11 protein-coding genes are annotated in these 16,264 nt (G+C 64.6%); 8 read left to right on the top strand and 3 right to left on the bottom strand.

The genetic code is table 11. The features are described 5' to 3' along the window. Positions 1-35: 35 nt before the first annotated feature. The 3 genes from ACSBPU_RS01190 to ACSBPU_RS01180 all read right to left on the bottom strand — a co-directional run bounded on the left by ACSBPU_RS01190 (position 36) and on the right by ACSBPU_RS01180 (position 4,627). Positions 36-818 (bottom strand): alpha/beta fold hydrolase, encoded by a 783-nt coding sequence (locus ACSBPU_RS01190; protein ID WP_442594831.1) that lies wholly within the window; start codon positions 816-818, stop codon positions 36-38. A gap of 161 nt (positions 819-979) precedes the next feature. Further along, the gene (locus ACSBPU_RS01185; protein WP_442594829.1) at positions 980-2,188 is read right to left on the bottom strand and encodes an acetyl-CoA C-acyltransferase; all 1,209 of its coding nucleotides are present in this window, start codon (positions 2,186-2,188) and stop codon (positions 980-982) included. A 12-nt stretch (positions 2,189-2,200) separates the two neighbouring features. After that, a complete protein-coding gene (locus tag ACSBPU_RS01180) occupies positions 2,201-4,627 on the bottom strand; it encodes a 3-hydroxyacyl-CoA dehydrogenase/enoyl-CoA hydratase family protein (RefSeq protein WP_442594827.1) in 2,427 nt (808 codons plus the stop codon). A gap of 110 nt (positions 4,628-4,737) precedes the next feature. Here ACSBPU_RS01180 and ACSBPU_RS01175 point away from each other — a divergent pair, with 110 nt between their 5' ends. The 8 genes from ACSBPU_RS01175 to ACSBPU_RS01140 all read left to right on the top strand — a co-directional run bounded on the left by ACSBPU_RS01175 (position 4,738) and on the right by ACSBPU_RS01140 (position 16,042). Then, a complete protein-coding gene (locus tag ACSBPU_RS01175) occupies positions 4,738-5,481 on the top strand; it encodes a hypothetical protein (RefSeq protein ID WP_442594825.1) in 744 nt (247 codons plus the stop codon). A 504-nt stretch (positions 5,482-5,985) separates the two neighbouring features. Continuing rightward, positions 5,986-10,707, top strand: coding sequence for a glutamate synthase-related protein (locus tag ACSBPU_RS01170; protein WP_442594823.1), 4,722 nt, complete (start codon positions 5,986-5,988; stop codon positions 10,705-10,707). 9 nt (positions 10,708-10,716) lie between these two features. After that, entirely contained in the window at positions 10,717-12,180 is a 1,464-nt protein-coding gene (locus ACSBPU_RS01165) for a glutamate synthase subunit beta (protein WP_442594821.1), read from the top strand. Between the two features lie 183 nt (positions 12,181-12,363). Further along, positions 12,364-13,191, top strand: coding sequence for an ABC transporter ATP-binding protein (locus ACSBPU_RS01160; RefSeq protein ID WP_442594819.1), 828 nt, complete (start codon positions 12,364-12,366; stop codon positions 13,189-13,191). Further along, positions 13,188-13,976 carry a lipid asymmetry maintenance ABC transporter permease subunit MlaE gene (mlaE, locus tag ACSBPU_RS01155; RefSeq protein ID WP_442594817.1) on the top strand — a complete coding sequence of 263 codons (789 nt, stop codon included), beginning with the start codon at positions 13,188-13,190 and terminating at the stop codon, positions 13,974-13,976. Before ACSBPU_RS01160 ends, mlaE begins: the two co-directional genes overlap by 4 nt. A gap of 20 nt (positions 13,977-13,996) precedes the next feature. Further along, positions 13,997-14,491: an outer membrane lipid asymmetry maintenance protein MlaD gene (mlaD, locus tag ACSBPU_RS01150; protein ID WP_442594815.1), complete on the top strand. Its 495-nt coding sequence runs from the start codon at positions 13,997-13,999 to the stop codon at positions 14,489-14,491. Between the two features lie 56 nt (positions 14,492-14,547). Next, positions 14,548-15,375 carry an MlaA family lipoprotein gene (locus ACSBPU_RS01145; protein ID WP_442594813.1) on the top strand — a complete coding sequence of 276 codons (828 nt, stop codon included), beginning with the start codon at positions 14,548-14,550 and terminating at the stop codon, positions 15,373-15,375. 13 nt (positions 15,376-15,388) lie between these two features. After that, the gene (locus tag ACSBPU_RS01140; protein ID WP_442594811.1) at positions 15,389-16,042 is read left to right on the top strand and encodes an MlaC/ttg2D family ABC transporter substrate-binding protein; all 654 of its coding nucleotides are present in this window, start codon (positions 15,389-15,391) and stop codon (positions 16,040-16,042) included. Positions 16,043-16,264: the final 222 nt, after the last annotated feature.

Below are 16,264 nucleotides of genomic sequence, written 5' to 3'. Positions count from 1 at the left end.
TCAGACCCCGTGAGGCCGGAGGACGGGTCAAGGGGTCAGACCCCGTACGGGGTCTGACCCCACAGCCGGTCGATGATTTCATGCACCAGGGCGGGGGCTTCTTCATACGGGATGTGGCCCACGCGCGACGGAAGGTGCAAGGCAGCGCGGGGCGGGATGTTCAAGGTGTGCTGCCAGGGAATGATGCGGTCCTCGCGGCCATGGATCACGGTGATCGGACAAGCCAGCTCTTCCAGGTCGGGAAGGATGTCGACTTTCTGGACGCCGTTGGCGCTCACCCCGGCGCACAGGCGAACAAGCGCGGCGCGCTGCGCGGTCAAGCGGGCCCGGTAGGCGTCCAGGTATGCTTCGTCCAGGCCGAAGGGCACGACGGTCAGCTTGCCGATTTCATGCTCCAGCGCCCGGTTGTCGTCGGCGCTGAGCATGCCGTCCACGAAGCTCTGATTGATGTCGGAGCCGCAACCCGCGGGCGATATCAGCAACAGGGATCGCAATTGCGCCGGGTCGATCCGCCGCGCCACACGGGTTGCGATGGCCGCCCCCATGGAATGGCCGACCAGGACCAGCGGGCCGCGGGCCGCGCGTGTCAGCGTTTCAGCCACCGCGGCGACCACCTGATCGAAATCCGTGAGCCCGGAAGGACTTTCGCCATGGCAGGGAAGCTCGATGCAAAGCACGCCGAAGCCCAGGCGCAACGCCTCGGGGATCAGGCTGGGCCAGGACTCCATGTCGCCGAACAGGCCGTGGATCAGCACCAGCGTCGGCCGTGTCGGCCACTGTGGGGCCCATTGCCGATAGCGGAGGGGGTCAGACCCCATGACGGGGTCTGACCCCGGGATCAAAGGGGCGGCGACTGCGGTCGAAGGGACAGACCCATGCAGTGCGGTCGAAGGGACAGGCCCAAACTGCGGGTCTGTCCCTGGGCTTTCGGGGTCAGACCCCGTATGGGGTCTGACCCCCCCGGTAACAGCATCCATGCTCACATCCTTTGAAAAATGCCGGCGGCGCCCATGCCGGTGCCCACGCACATGGTAAGCATGCCGTAGTCCAGTTTGCGACGGCGCAGGCCATGCACGAGGGTGGCGGCGCGTATCGCGCCGGTCGCGCCGAGGGGGTGGCCGAGGGCGATGGCGCCACCCAGGGGATTGACGATCTCGGGGTCGAGGTCCAGGTCGCGGATGACGGCCAGCGCCTGGGCGGCGAAGGCTTCGTTCAGCTCTATCCAGCCCATGTTGCACAGGTTCAGGCCCGCCTGCCTGAGCGCCTGGGGAATGGCTTCCTTGGGGCCTATTCCCATGATCTCCGGCGGGACGCCCTTGACGGCAAACGAGACGAAGCGCGCAATGGGCTGCAGGCCATGCGTCTTCAGCGCGCGCTCCGAGACGACCAGCAAGGCGCCCGCGCCGTCCGACATCTGCGAGCTGTTGCCGGCCGTCACGCTGCCTTTGGTGGCGAAGGCGGGACGCAGCCGGGCAAGCGCCTCGATGCTGGTGTCGGCGCGCGGACCTTCATCGAGCTCGACCGTGAAGCGCTGTTCGCGGATATTGCCGGCGTCCGCCTCCCGCCCCAACTCCGGCGCGCGGCGAACCACTTCGATGGGCAGGATCTCGTCGGCAAATTCGCCCGAGCGCTGCGCCGCGAGCGCGCGCTCGTGCGAGCGCAGGGCGAAGGCGTCCTGGTCCTGGCGCGATACCTTCCAGCGCTCCGCCACCTGCTCGGCGGTCAGGCCCATGCCATAGGCGATGCCCAGGTTTTCATCGCGCGAGAAGATTTCCGGGCTGAACGATGTGTTGACGCCCATGACGGGCACCTGGCTCATGGATTCGGTGCCGGCGGCGATGATGACATCGGCCTCGCCGACACGGATGCGGTCCGCCGCCATGGCGATGGCGGTCAGGCCCGATGCGCAGAAACGGTTGACCGTCACGCCCGCCACCGAGGTCGGCAAGCCGGACAGCAGCGCGCCGATGCGCGCCACATTGAAGCCCTGCGGGCCTTCGGGAATGGCGCAGCCGACGATGCAGTCTTCGATGGCCTTGGGATCCAACTGGGGCGCCCGGGCCAGCAGCCCCTGTATCACCTTGGCCAGCAGGTCATCGGGACGGGTGCGGGCGAACACGCCGCGCGGCGCCTTGCCGATGGGCGTGCGCGTGGCGGCAACAATATAAGCCTGCTGCAATGTGGACATGTTTCCCCCGTATCAGTTACGCACCGGCTTGCCGGTCTTCAGGAAGCCCATCAGGCGCTCCTGTGTTTCGGGCCGGCCCAGCAGGCCCAGGAAGGCATGCAGCTCACGGCCCAGCATCCATGCCTCGTCGGCCAGCGAACCCGGATCGACGTCGCCGCCGCACAGGACATCGGCCACCTCGCCCGCAACCGTGTAGTCATAGGCCGAGATGAATCCGCCGACCTTCATGTTCAACAATTGGCCCTTCAGCGTAGCAAGGCCGTCGCGCCCGGCCACCGGGAAAGGCCGCGGCAGGGGCGGACGCCAGCCCGCCTCTGCCATTGCGCGCGCCATGCGCACGGCCACGTACAGCAGTTCGTAGCGGTTCATGACGACCACATCGGCGGGTTCCAGGAAGCCGATGCGCTGCGCGTCGAGTGCCGATGCCGACACCTGGGCGCCGGCGATGGCCAAGGCGAATCTTTTCAGGTAGGCAAGCAAGGGGGCATCCGGCGCGCCCAGCGCCTGGAGCTCGGCCGCGCGCCTTGCCGCCCAGGTCAGGCCGCCGGCGCCGGGAACGAGCCCGATGCCGGTCTCGACCAGGCCGATATAGGTTTCGAAGTGCGCGACGCGCCGGGCACAATGCACGGCGAGTTCGCAACCGCCGCCCAGCGCCATGCCGGCCAGCGCCGCCACGACCGGCACCTGCGCGTAGCGCAAGCGCATGACCATGTCCTGCATTTCGCGCTCGATCGGCGCCACGGCCGCCGGCCCGCCCTGAGCGAACGCGGGCATCATGGCCTTGAGATCCGCCCCTGCGGAAAAAGGATCTTCGAGCTGGCCGATGACCAGCGCCTTGAACGATGCCTCGGCCACATCCACCGCGCGCACGATGCCGCGGACGACCTCGGGGCTGAGCGTGTGCATGCGTGTCTTGAAAGACAGCAGCAGCACGTCGGAGGGATGCGCTGCGGGCAGCGTCCATGCGCACACGGCCTCGTCTTCGAAGACGACCCTGCGTTCCAGACTGGGGGTTTCGCCGGCCAGGCGCGGCGCGCCCACTTGGCGCTGGTAGACGGGCAAGGTGCTCCGCCCTTCGAACCGCGCCTCTTGCGGATTCCAGGAGCCCGCCGCCGTATGCACGCCCTGTGCCTCCCACACCGGCCCGCGCGTCACCCAATCGGGCAAAGGCTGGCTGGACAAGGCATCGCCGGCGCGGATGTCGTCGGCGATCCAGCCGGCCACTTCGCGCCAGCCGGCGGCCTGCCAGATTTCGAAAGGACCCTGTTCGTGGCCGAAGCCCCATTTCATGGCCAGGTCCAGCTGGCGGGCGTTATTGGCGATACCGGCAAGATGCACGGCACTGTAGTGAAAGAGATCGCGCAGCACCGCCCACAGGAATCGCGCCTGGGGGTGATCCGAGTCATGCAATGCCTTCAGCTTTCGGGCCGGATCGCGCTCAGCCAGGACGGCGGCCACGCTTTCATCGATCTTGGCGTCGGCCGGCACATATTTCCCGCTGCCGGGATCGAGCCTTAGAATGGCCTTGCCCTCTTTGCGATAGAAGCCCGCGCCCGTCTTCTGCCCGAGCGCCCCTTGCTCGATCAGCGCGGCAACCACGCGCGGCAAGCCGAAGTGCAGATGGAAGGAATCATCGGACAAATGTTCCTGCATGGTCCGCACGACGTGCGCCAGGGTGTCCAGCCCGACCACGTCGGCGGTGCGGAAGGTGCCCGACTTGGCACGGCCCAGCCGCGCACCGGTGAGTTCGTCGACGAGCTCGTAGCTGAGCCCGAAGCGCTGCGCCTGTTCCATCACCGACAGGATGCCGAAGACGCCGATCCGGTTGCCGATGAAGTTGGGCGTATCCCTGGCCCGCACCACGCCCTTGCCCAGCGTGGAAACCAGGAAGGTTTCCAGCACGTCGAGCAAGCCGCGGTCGGTGTCCGGGGTAGGGATGAGTTCGACCAGCGGCATGTAGCGCGGCGGATTGAAAAAGTGGACGCCGCAAAAGCGCGGGCGCATGGCTTGGGGCAGCGCCTGGGACAGCTGGGTGATGGACAGCCCGGACGTGTTGCTGGCCACCAGCGCGTCCGCGCGGATGGCGGGCGCGATCTTCTGATAAAGATCGCGCTTCCAGTCCATGCGTTCGGCGATGGCCTCGATGACCAGGTCGCACTCGGCCAGCCGGCCCAGGTCATCGTCATAATTGGCCGGCTCGATGAGCGAAGCCAGATCGGGCGTGCCCAGCGGCGCCGGGTTCAGCTTGCGCAATTGTTCGATGGCTTTTCGGGCGATGGCGTTCTTGTCGCCTTCTTTGGCGGGCAAGTCGAAAAGCACGACGGGCAGGCCCGCGTTCACACAATGCGCTGCGATCTGGGCGCCCATGACGCCCGCGCCGCAGACGGCGATCCGGCGGATGCGCATTGGCGCGCCGGGGGCGGATTGGCTCGACTGCATAGTCATACTCCCTGTTGGGTTCATCGAGGACGTACGCCTTAGATTAATTGATTCCGCCGAGCCGTGCACACGTTAGAATTATTTCTTCCTCACCCGCTTCCCATGCCGCCATGGCCCGTCTGCCACGTCTTTACGCACCGTCCATTCCACAGCTGGTGGAGGCACGGTTCGCACATCCGCTGGCGCGCGCCTCCGACCCGACGCCGGCCGACGAGCTGGACGCGCTCAAGCTCATGCTGGAGCGCGAAGTCCGCGAATACAAGGTGTCGTTGCACGCCTGGCTGCTGCTCAACGACCGCATCATCCTGCTGGCCACGCCGCCCGACGAGCGCAGCATGCCGCGATTGGTGCAGGCGATGGGCAGGCGGATCGCGTCGGCCGGGGCGCCAGGCCGGGTCTTCGCGGGACGCTACCGGAGCGCGCTGGTCGAGCCGGGCACGTGGGTACTGCCGACCATGGTCTGGCTGGAGTCGCTGCCGTCGCAACTGCATTATGTGGATCGTCCCGAGATCTGGCCATGGTCGTCGGCGCGGGATCACACAGGTGCGACCGTAAGCGCCATTTTGACGGACCATCACGATTACTGGGCCGGCGGCAACACGCCGTTCGCGCGTCAGGCGCATTACCGCGAGAAACTGTCACGGGGGCTGTCGGGGGCGGAGGGGCTACGGATCGAGAAGGCGCTGTTCGGGCAGTGGGCAGTCGGCGAGGCGGACTTCCTGGCCCAGCTTTCGAACCGTGCCAGTCGACGCGTGGCGCCTGCGCCGCGAGGGCGGCCGCGGAAGTTACGGGAAGAGGCGTCTCCGGATGAGGCTGGGGTCAGACCCCGTACGGAGCCTGACCCCTCATCTTGAAAATTGTGCCGTCGGGGTCAGACCCCGTGCGGGGTCTGACCCCAGATCGCGAGTTTCCCTGCCGCCCTGGCTCCAAGCCAAACCCGGGGAGTGATGGCCGCAGGCCAACACCACCTACGACGGAGCCCGATGCCCCTATATGCCGGGCTGGCCGTGTTAAGAGACCTGAACCGACCCACCTACACGCCAAACCGACCGTGCTCAGAGCAATGCAAACGGCGTATAAATGTAACTGTTTCATAAAACAAAAAGCAACAAGTCAGTTACTACATCAACCTGGAAATACAATTAAAAACGCCGGGCAAAATCCGATCAAACAAATCTCGGCATCCAAACCAAGAAAATTTATTCCGGTATTTCAATAAATTAGATCCGTCCCCATTTAAATAATAAAAATCCAGCTATCCAAATAAATAGGGTCAGACCCCTATTTATTTTTATTGCGCGCGAAGTGGCATCGCAGTATCTTGATTTACCGCAGCGCAACAATTCAAGAGCTCAACCATGCCGCAACCTACACGCAAACCGACCGTGGTCGCCCGCGCGCGCACCACGCATGCCGCCCCCGAAAAACAGGGGCTCTATGACCCAAGGAACGAACACGACGCCTGTGGCGTGGGTTTCGTCGCCCAGATCAAAGGCCGCAAAAGCCACGCCATCATCCAGCAAGGCCTGAAGATCCTTGAAAACCTGGATCATCGCGGGGCGGTGGGCGCGGACGAACTCATGGGTGACGGCGCGGGCATCCTCATCCAGATTCCCGACGCGCTGTATCGCGAAGACATGGCCGCGCAAGGCGTGGAGCTTCCTCCACCCGACGAGTATGGCGTCGCCATGGTCTTCCTGCCCAAGGAAACGGCCTCGCGCCTGGCCTGTCAGCAGGAACTGGAACGCGCCGTGCGCGACGAAGGTCAGGTGGTGCTGGGCTGGCGCGATGTGCCGATCGATCGCGAGATGCCGATGTCGCCGACGGTGCGCGCCTGTGAGCCGGTGATACGCCAGTTGTTCATCGGCCGGGGCGCCGACATCATGGTGCCCGACGCGCTGGAGCGCAAACTGTACGTGATCCGCAAGACCGCCAGCCACGCCATCCAGCACATGCAGCTGGCACATGGCCAGGAATACTTCGTCCCGTCGATTTCGGTGCGCACCGTGGTCTACAAGGGACTGCTGCTGGCCAACCAGGTCGGCCGCTATTATCGCGACCTGGCCGATACGCGCGCGGTCTCGGCACTGGCCATGGTGCACCAGCGCTTCTCCACCAATACTTTCCCCGCATGGCCGCTGGCCCACCCGTATCGCATGATCGCCCATAACGGCGAAATCAATACGGTGAAGGGAAACTTCAACTGGCTGCGTGCCCGCGAAGGCATGATGCAGTCGGCCGTGCTGGGCGCGGACCTGCCCAAGCTCTACCCCATCGTGTACGAAGGCCAGTCCGACACGGCCACCTTCGACAACTGCCTGGAGCTGCTGGTGATGTCGGGCTACTCGCTGGCCCACGCCATGATGATCATGATTCCCGAAGCCTGGGAGCAGCATGCCGGCATGGACGAAAACCGCAGGGCCTTCTACGAATACCACGCCGCCATGATGGAGCCCTGGGACGGCCCGGCCGCCGTGGCGTTCACCGACGGCCGCCAGATCGGCGCCACGCTCGACCGCAACGGGCTGCGTCCCGCCCGCTACATCGTGACCGACGACGACATGGTGATCATGGCCTCGGAAGCCGGCACGCTGCCCATTCCCGAGCATCGCATCATCAAGAAGTGGCGGCTGCAGCCCGGCAAGATGTTCCTGATCGACCTGCAGCAAGGCCGCATCATCGACGATTCGGAAATCAAGTCGCAACTGGCCAATACACGCCCCTACCGCCAGTGGATCGAGCGCCTGCGCCTGAAGCTGGAAAACCTGCCCGCGCCCAAGCTGGACGATGCGCCCCATAAAGTGGCATCGCTGCTGGACCGCCAGCAGGCCTTCGGCTGGACCCAGGAAGATTTCAAAGTCATCCTGCAGCCCATGGCTGCCGCGGGCGAAGAGGCAACCGGCTCGATGGGGAACGACGCCCCGCTGGCCGTGCTCTCCAATCGCAACAAGCCCTTCTACAACTACTTCCGCCAGTTGTTCGCGCAGGTGACCAACCCGCCCATCGATCCCATCCGCGAGCAATTGGTGATGTCGCTGGTGTCGTTCATCGGCCCCAAGCCCAACCTGCTGGACATCAATAACGTCAACCCGCCGCTGCGCCTGGAAGTGTCGCAGCCGGTCCTGGATTTCGCGGCCATGGCCCAGATCCGGAACATCGCCCAGATCACGTCGCAGAAATTCCGCTGCTTCGAATTGAACATCACCTATCCCACCGCCTGGGGCCCGGACGGCATAGAAGCCTGTATTGCCGCCCTGTGCTCCAACGCGGCGGACGCCGTACGCAGCGGCTACAACATTCTGCTGATCACCGACCGGCAGATCGACAGCGAGCACGTGGCGATTCCCGCGCTGCTTGCCACCTCGGCCATCCACCAGCACCTGATCCGCGCTGGCCTGCGCACCAGCACCGGCCTGATCGTGGAAACCGGCTCGGCACGCGAGGTGCATCATTTCGCCCTGCTGGGCGGCTACGGCGCGGAAGCGGTCCACCCCTACCTGGCGCTGGAATCGCTGGCCACCCTGCCCCAGCCCGAACTCGCCATCAAGAACTACATCAAGGCGATCGGCAAGGGGCTGAACAAGGTCATGTCCAAGATGGGCATTTCGACCTACATGTCGTACACCGGCGCCCAGATTTTCGAAGCCGTGGGACTGAACTCGGGCCTGATCAATAAATATTTCGCGGGCACGCCCAGCCACATCGAAGGCATAGGGATCTTCGAAGTGGCGGAAGAGGCATTGCGCATGCACACGGCGGCCTTCGGCAACGATCCGGTGCTGTCCGACGCCCTGGAGACCGGCGGCGACTATGCCTGGCGGGTGCGCGGCGAAGACCATATGTGGACGCCCGATTCCATCGCCAAGCTGCAGCACGCCACGCGCGCCAACAACTACAGCAGCTACAAGGAATACGCGCAGCTCATCAACGACCAGTCGCGCAGGCACATGACGCTGCGCGGGCTGTTCGAATTCGAGGTCGATCCCTCGCGGGCCATACCGCTGAGCGAGGTCGAGCCGGCCAAGGAAATCGTCAAGCGCTTCGCAACGGGCGCCATGTCGCTCGGCTCGATCTCGACCGAGGCCCATACCGTCCTGGCGGTCGCCATGAACCGCATCGGCGGCAAGTCCAACACGGGCGAAGGCGGCGAAGACGAATTGCGCTACCGGGCCGAAATGCGGGACGGCAAGAGCCCCATCAAGAAAGGGGATACGCTGGCTTCATACCTGGGCCACGACCGCATCGAAGCCGATATCCCGCTGCATGCCGGAGACTCGCTGCGTTCGCGCATCAAGCAGGTGGCATCCGGACGCTTTGGCGTGTCCGCCGAATACCTGAGCAGCGCCGACCAGATCCAGATCAAGATGGCCCAGGGCGCCAAGCCCGGCGAGGGCGGCCAGTTGCCCGGCCACAAGGTGTCCGAATACATCGCCAAGCTGCGCTACTCGGTGCCGGGCGTGGGCCTGATTTCGCCGCCGCCGCATCATGACATCTATTCCATCGAAGACCTGGCGCAACTGATACACGACTTGAAGAACGTCAATCCGCGCGCCTCCATCTCGGTCAAGCTGGTGTCCGAAGTGGGCGTGGGCACGGTGGCCACCGGCGTGGCGAAGGCCAAGGCCGACCACGTCGTGATCGCCGGGCACGACGGCGGCACCGGCGCTTCTCCGGTGTCGTCCATCAAGCATGCGGGCACGCCCTGGGAACTGGGTCTGGCGGAAACGCAGCAGACCCTGCTGCTGAACAACTTGCGCAGCCGCATCCGGGTACAGGCCGACGGCCAGATGAAGACCGGGCGCGACGTCGTCATCGGCGCGCTGCTGGGCGCCGATGAATTCGGCTTCGCCACCGCGCCGCTGGTCGTCGAGGGCTGCATCATGATGCGCAAATGCCACCTGAACACCTGCCCGGTCGGCGTGGCCACCCAGGATCCGGTCTTGCGCAAGAAGTTCCAGGGCAAGCCGGAACACGTGGTCAACTACTTCTTCTTCGTCGCCGAGGAAGTCCGCGAGATCATGGCGCAGCTTGGCATACGCCGCTTCGACGATCTGGTGGGCCGCGTGGACCTGCTGAACCTGCGGCCCGGCATCGAACACTGGAAGGCGCGCGGCCTGGATTTCTCGCGCGTGTTCCACGCCGTGCCCTCGTCCGGACCGCTGTTCCAGCATGAAGAACAGGACCACGCGCTGGATCATGCGCTGGACCATCAACTGATCGAACGCAGCAAGCCCGCGATCGAGCGCGGGGAAAAAGTGTCCTTTATCACGCCCGTGCGCAATCGCAATCGCACGATAGGCGCCATGCTGTCCGGCGTGATCGCCGCGCGCTATGGTCATGAAGGCTTGCCGTCCGACACCATACACATACAGTGCAACGGCTCGGCCGGCCAGAGTTTCGGCGCCTTCCTGGCCCATGGCATCACGCTGGACCTGGTGGGCGAAGCCAACGACTACGTCGGCAAGGGCCTGTCGGGCGGACGCATCATCGTGCGCTCCCCCAACGACTTCCGCGGTTTCGGACCCGACCACATCATCGTGGGCAATACGGTCATGTACGGCGCGCTCTCGGGCGAAGCGTATTTCAACGGCGTGGCCGGCGAGCGCTTCGCCGTGCGCAACTCAGGCGCCGCCACGGTCGTGGAAGGCACCGGCGACCACGGCTGCGAATACATGACGGGCGGGACCGTGGTCGTACTGGGACCGACAGGCCGCAACTTCGCGGCGGGCATGTCCGGCGGCGTGGCGTACGTCTGGGATCCCGACAACAGCTTCCGCCAGAACTGCAACCTGGCGATGGTCGAACTGGAGTCCGTGGCGCCGCATGCCGAGCAGCATGAGCAAGGCCGGATCGAGGCCTGGCACAGCGCCGTGCGCGGCGCCGAGCGCGAAACCGACGAAACCATCTTGCGCCGGCTGATCGAAGACCACTACCGGTACACGGGAAGCTTCCGCGCGCGCGACATCCTGGACAACTGGAACCGTTCGCGGCTCTCCTTCGTGAAAGTGATGCCGGCTGAATATCGTCGCGCGCTGGCCGAGCTGTGGAGCGCGGCCAACCCCCAACAAATTGCCGCCTGAGGAATAAAAATGGGCAAAGTCACCGGCTTTCTTGAATTTCAACGCATCAAAGAATCCTACGAGGCGCCCGCCGCCCGCCTCAAGCACTGGCGCGAGTTCGTCCACACCCTGACCGACGAAGAGGCCAGGGTACAGGGCGCGCGCTGCATGGATTGCGGCATTCCGTTCTGCTCGAACGGCTGCCCCGTGAACAACATCATTCCCGACTGGAACGACCTGGTCTACCGCCAGGACTGGCGCCGCGCCCTGGACGTGCTGCATTCGACCAACAATTTCCCCGAGTTCACCGGACGCGTCTGCCCCGCACCCTGCGAAGCGGCCTGTACGCTGAACATCAACGACGATGCGGTGGGCATCAAGTCCATCGAGCACGCCATCATCGACAAGGGGTGGCAAGAGGGCTGGGTGACGCCCCAGCCGCCCCAGCGCAAGACCGGCAAGAAGGTCGCCGTCGTGGGTTCGGGCCCCGCCGGGCTGGCTTGCGCGCAGCAGCTGGCCCGCGCCGGCCACGCCGTGACGGTATTTGAAAAGAGCAACCGCATCGGCGGCCTGCTGCGCTACGGCATTCCCGACTTCAAGCTGGAGAAATCGCATATCGATCGCCGCCTGGCGCAGATGGAGGCCGAAGGCGTGGAGTTCTGCCCCTCCACCTACGTGGGCGATGCGGCGCACGCGGAAGACGGCCTGACGGTGCGCAGCCCGGAATCGCTGCAAGCGGAGTTCGACGCCGTGGTCCTGACCGGCGGCGCCGAGCAGCCGCGCGATCTGCCGGCTCCCGGGCGTGAATTGCGCGGCGTGCATTTCGCCATGGATTTCCTGCGCCAGCAGAACAAGGTCAACAACGGCGATCGCGTCGAGAAGCAGATTTCCGCCAAGGGCAAGCACGTGATCGTGATCGGCGGCGGCGACACCGGCTCCGACTGCGTGGGCACCAGCAATCGCCAGGGTGCGCTTTCGGTGACCCAGTTCGAGCTGATGTCCAAGCTGCCGGAAGTCGAGAACCGCCCCTTGACCTGGCCCTACTGGCCCGCCAAGCTGCGCACCTCCTCGTCCCACGACGAAGGCTGCGAGCGCGATTGGTCGGTATCGACCCGGTCTTTCGAGGGCAAGGGCGGCAAGATCGACAAGCTGGTCGCCGCCCGGGTGGAATGGTTCAAGGACAAGGCCACGGGGCAGTTGAAGATGCGCGAGGTGGAAGGCTCCCAGTTCGAACTGCCGGCCGACCTGGTGCTGCTGGCCATGGGCTTCGTCTCGCCGGTCAAGAACGTGCTGGACGCCTTCGGGGTCGATTCCGACGCCCGGGGCAACGCGCGCGCCGATACAGACAGCTACAAAACCAATGTCGACAAGGTCTTCGCCGCCGGCGACATGCGGCGCGGCCAGTCGCTGATCGTCTGGGCGATCCGGGAAGGCAGGCAGTGCGCGCGGTCGGTGGATGCGTATCTGATGGGAGGCAGTACGCTTCCTCGGTGAAGGGGCAGCCCCTGGGGTCAGACCCCGTACGGGGTCTGACCCCGACAACAGTACGACTAGGGGCCGGACCCCCTGCGGGGTCTGACCCCGACAACAATCTGACTCAAGGGGTCAGACCCTGTACAGGGTCTGACCCCCAACAACAGGTACAATGCTTCCCTTATCGTTGGGCTGTTGATGCTTATGGCTGATCCACTGGATTCCGACCTGATTCTCGAGTTCAGCAAGGTTGCGCTGGGTTATGGCGACTATACGGTGCTGAAGGATATCGACCTGAACGTGCGTCGAGGGCAAGTCGTGGCCATGATGGGCGGATCGGGCTCGGGCAAGACCACGCTGCTGCGGGGCGCCACCGGGCAGATTCTCCCGCAGCGGGGCACGATCCGCGCATTTGGCAAGAACGTCGCCGAAGCGTCCGGCGGGGGCCTGCGCGAACTGCGCCAGCGCATGGGCGTGCTGTTCCAGCAAGGCGCCCTGTTCACCGACCTGAACGTCTTCGAGAACGTGGCCTTCCCGCTGCGCGAACACACCCGCGTATCGGAAAGCCAGATCACCGAACGGGTGCTCGGCAAGCTGGACGCCGTCGGGCTGCGCGCGGCGGCACACCTGAACATATCGGAAATCTCCGGCGGCATGGCGCGCCGCGTCGCGCTGGCGCGCGCCATCGTCCTGGAACCCGAGCTCCTGCTTTACGACGAGCCGTTCGCCGGACTGGATCCCATCTCCCTGGGCATCACCGCGCAACTGATACGCAAGCTGACGGACACGCTGGGCTGCGCCTCGGTGCTGATCACCCACGACGTCGTCGAGTCCTTCGCCATCGCCGACCAGGTCTACATGGTGGGCCAGGGCCGGCTGATCGCCAGCGGAACACCCAAGGACCTGTCGGCGTCCGACGACGCCTTTGTTCGGCAGTTCCTGCGCGGCGAACCCGACGGCCCCATCGCCTTCCACTATCCCGCCACGCCGGCTTTCGACAAATGGCTGGATCAACATACGGGGCGCCAATGAAATCGCCCGTCGCATCCATTTCCCGCCTGGGCGCCAACGTCCGGAAGAAGCTCATCGGCCTGGGCGCCTTCATGCGCCTGGCCGGCGCCATCCTGGCACGCAGCGGCCTGGTCTTCCGGCGTCCGGGGCTGGTTTCCCAGCAAATCCATTTCATCGGCAACCACTCGCTGCTGATCATCGCGGTATCCGGCCTGTTCGTGGGCTTCGTGCTGGGCCTGCAAGGCTATTACACCCTGAACCGCTACGGCTCCGAAGAGGCGCTGGGCCTGCTGGTGGCGCTGTCGCTGCTGCGCGAACTGGGCCCGGTCGTGACGGCACTGCTGTTCGCCGGGCGGGCCGGCACCTCGCTCACGGCCGAAATCGGCCTGATGAAGGCAGGCGAGCAGATCGCCGCCATGGAGGTCATGGCCGTGGACCCCATACGCCGCGTGCTCGTGCCCCGCTTCTGGGGCGGCGTGATCGCCATGCCCGTCCTGGCGGCCGTGTTCTCCATGGTCGGCATCATCGGCGGCTGGGTGGTGGGCGTCCTGCTCATCGGCATCGATCCCGGCTCGTTCTGGTCGCAGATGCAGGACGGCGTGGACGTCTTCAACGACATCCTGAACGGCGTGTTCAAGAGCGTGGTGTTCGGCATCGCGGTCACGCTGGTGGCGCTGCACGCGGGATGGACCGCCAAGGCGACGCCGGAAGGCGTATCGCGCGCCACCACGCGCACGGTAGTGACCGGGTCGCTGCTGGTGCTCGGGCTGGACTTTGTACTGACCGCGCTGATGTTCAGCAATTAACAGATAGATACGGATGAATCATGACGCGTGAAAGAACCGATTTCTGGGTAGGCCTTTTTGTCCTGCTGGGCGTGATTGCCCTGGTGTTCCTTGCCTTGCGGGCAGGCAACATGAGCTCGTTCTCCTTTACCTCCACCTACCAGGTGACGGCGCACTTCGACAACCTGGGCGGGCTGAAAGTGCGCGCCCCCGTGAAAAGCAGCGGCGTGGTGGTGGGCCGGGTGTCGAGCATCGGCTTCGACAACGAACGCTTCCAGGCCGTCGCCACACTGGATCTCGAGCAGCAGTTCCAGTTTCCGTCCGACTCTTCGGCCTCCATCCTGACTTCGGGCCTGCTCGGCGAACAATACATCGGCCTGACCCCGGGCGGCGAAGACAAGATGCTGGCGCAAGACAGCGAGATCCAATACACCCAGAGCGCCGTCGTGCTGGAGGAACTGATCAGCAAGTTCCTGTACAGTTCAGCCGACAAGCAAGGGGACAGCGCAGCGAACGCCCCTGCAGCCGGCCAGTAATGGGCTCACATTACAATTGCGGCATATCCGCTCAACATACCAAGAACAGCCAGAACATGACTTCTCATTCCACACCAACGCCCAGCCGATCGATACGCCGCGGGCTGCGCCTGGCGGCCGCGCTGGGCACGGCGGCATTGGCCACGGGTTGCGCAACCGTCAGCAATCCCACGCCCGATGACCCCTGGGAACGCTACAACCGCAGCATGTTCGCCTTCAACGACACCGTCGACCAGGCCTTTCTGAAGCCCATCGCGACGGGATACGACCAGCTCATGCCGGATCCGGCGCAAACCTGTGTCCACAACATCTTCAACAACGTGGCCGATGTCTGGTCCGCCATCAACAGCTTCCTGCAGGCGCGCGGCCATGACTTCTTCAACACGCTGGGCCGCGTGCTGTTCAATTCCACCATGGGCCTGGGCGGCTGCATCGACGTTGCCTCGATGAACGGCGCCACCCGCATACCCAACGACTTCGGCGTCACTCTGGGCGTATGGGGCTTGGAATCAGGCCCTTACGTAGTGCTGCCCTTCCTGGGATCCAGCTCCGTACGGGATGCCACCAGCACGCTGGGCACGTTTGCTGCTGGGGTATCGCCCGTTACGCCCGTTTTCCATATCAACGACGTCCCGCTGCGCAATTCGCTCCTGGGTCTGTACATCGTCGATACCCGGGCCAATCTGCTGGACGCCGACAGGCTGGTGAACGATGTCGCGCTGGACCGCTACAGCTTCATACGCGACGCCTACATCCAGCGCCGCAAAGCGCAAGTGGACAGCCGACGCAACGGCGGCGAGCTTCCGGACTACTCGGACGGCGACGACCTGCCCGACTACTCCGATGACGCCGACGAAAGCGTCACGCCGGCGACCGGCAAGTAATTCAGGAACCTTTATGCTAGAACGCCAAACCTCTTTTCTTTTCAACCGCATCCGCAAGCTGGCCACCGCAAGCCTGCTGGGCGTGGCCGCCCTGGCGGCACCGGCATTGCACGCACAAGAGCCGGTGAACACCAAAGCGCCGCCTCCCGAATTCGTCCAGACGGTCGCCAACAACGCGCTGGAAGCCGTCAAGAAGAACCAGGCCGTCAAATCCGGCAACATCGAAAGCATCAAACAGGTGGTCAACGAGTACGTGCTGCCTTACGTCAACTTCGAGAAGACCACGCGCCTCGCGGCCGGCCGCCACTGGCGGCAAGCCACGCCCCAGCAGCAAAAAGCGCTGGTCGAGGCCTTCAAGGGCACGCTGATCCGTACCTACGCGGGCGCATTCAACAAAGTCGACCAGGTATCCGCCTTTACCATGCTGCCGTTCCGCGGCGACGCGAACGCGGACGACGTGGTGGTCGGCTCCACGCTGAACCAACGCAACGGGCCGCCGGTTCGCATCGACTATCGCCTCGAAAAAACCCCGCAGGGCTGGAAGATCTACGACCTGAATGTCGAAGGCATCTGGCTGATCCAGAACTATCGCAACCAGTTCTCGCAGCAGATCACGCAAAACGGCGTCGACGGGCTGATCACGGCCCTCAACGGCGGGAACAAATAATCCAGGATCCTCATAACGGACCTGTTGACGCAAATGCCCGAGCCCCTTCAGGGGGCTGCCACTATAATGTTGGGGTCAGGCCCCCGAATTAATTGTTGGGGTCAGACCCCGTACGGGGTCTGACCCCTCAAGTCTGGCTTGGTCGGGATCCCATATGGGGTCTGACCCCTTAAGTCAGCCCTCGGGGTCTGGCCCCTCAAGTCAGGCTTGGCTGGAACCAGC

The sequence above is a fragment of the Parapusillimonas sp. JC17 genome (assembly GCF_052180245.1).
In the GTDB taxonomy this organism is placed as follows: domain Bacteria; phylum Pseudomonadota; class Gammaproteobacteria; order Burkholderiales; family Burkholderiaceae_B; genus Parapusillimonas.
Note: the sequence above shows the minus strand (reverse complement) of the source record. Positions and strands in the feature narration are given on the sequence as shown.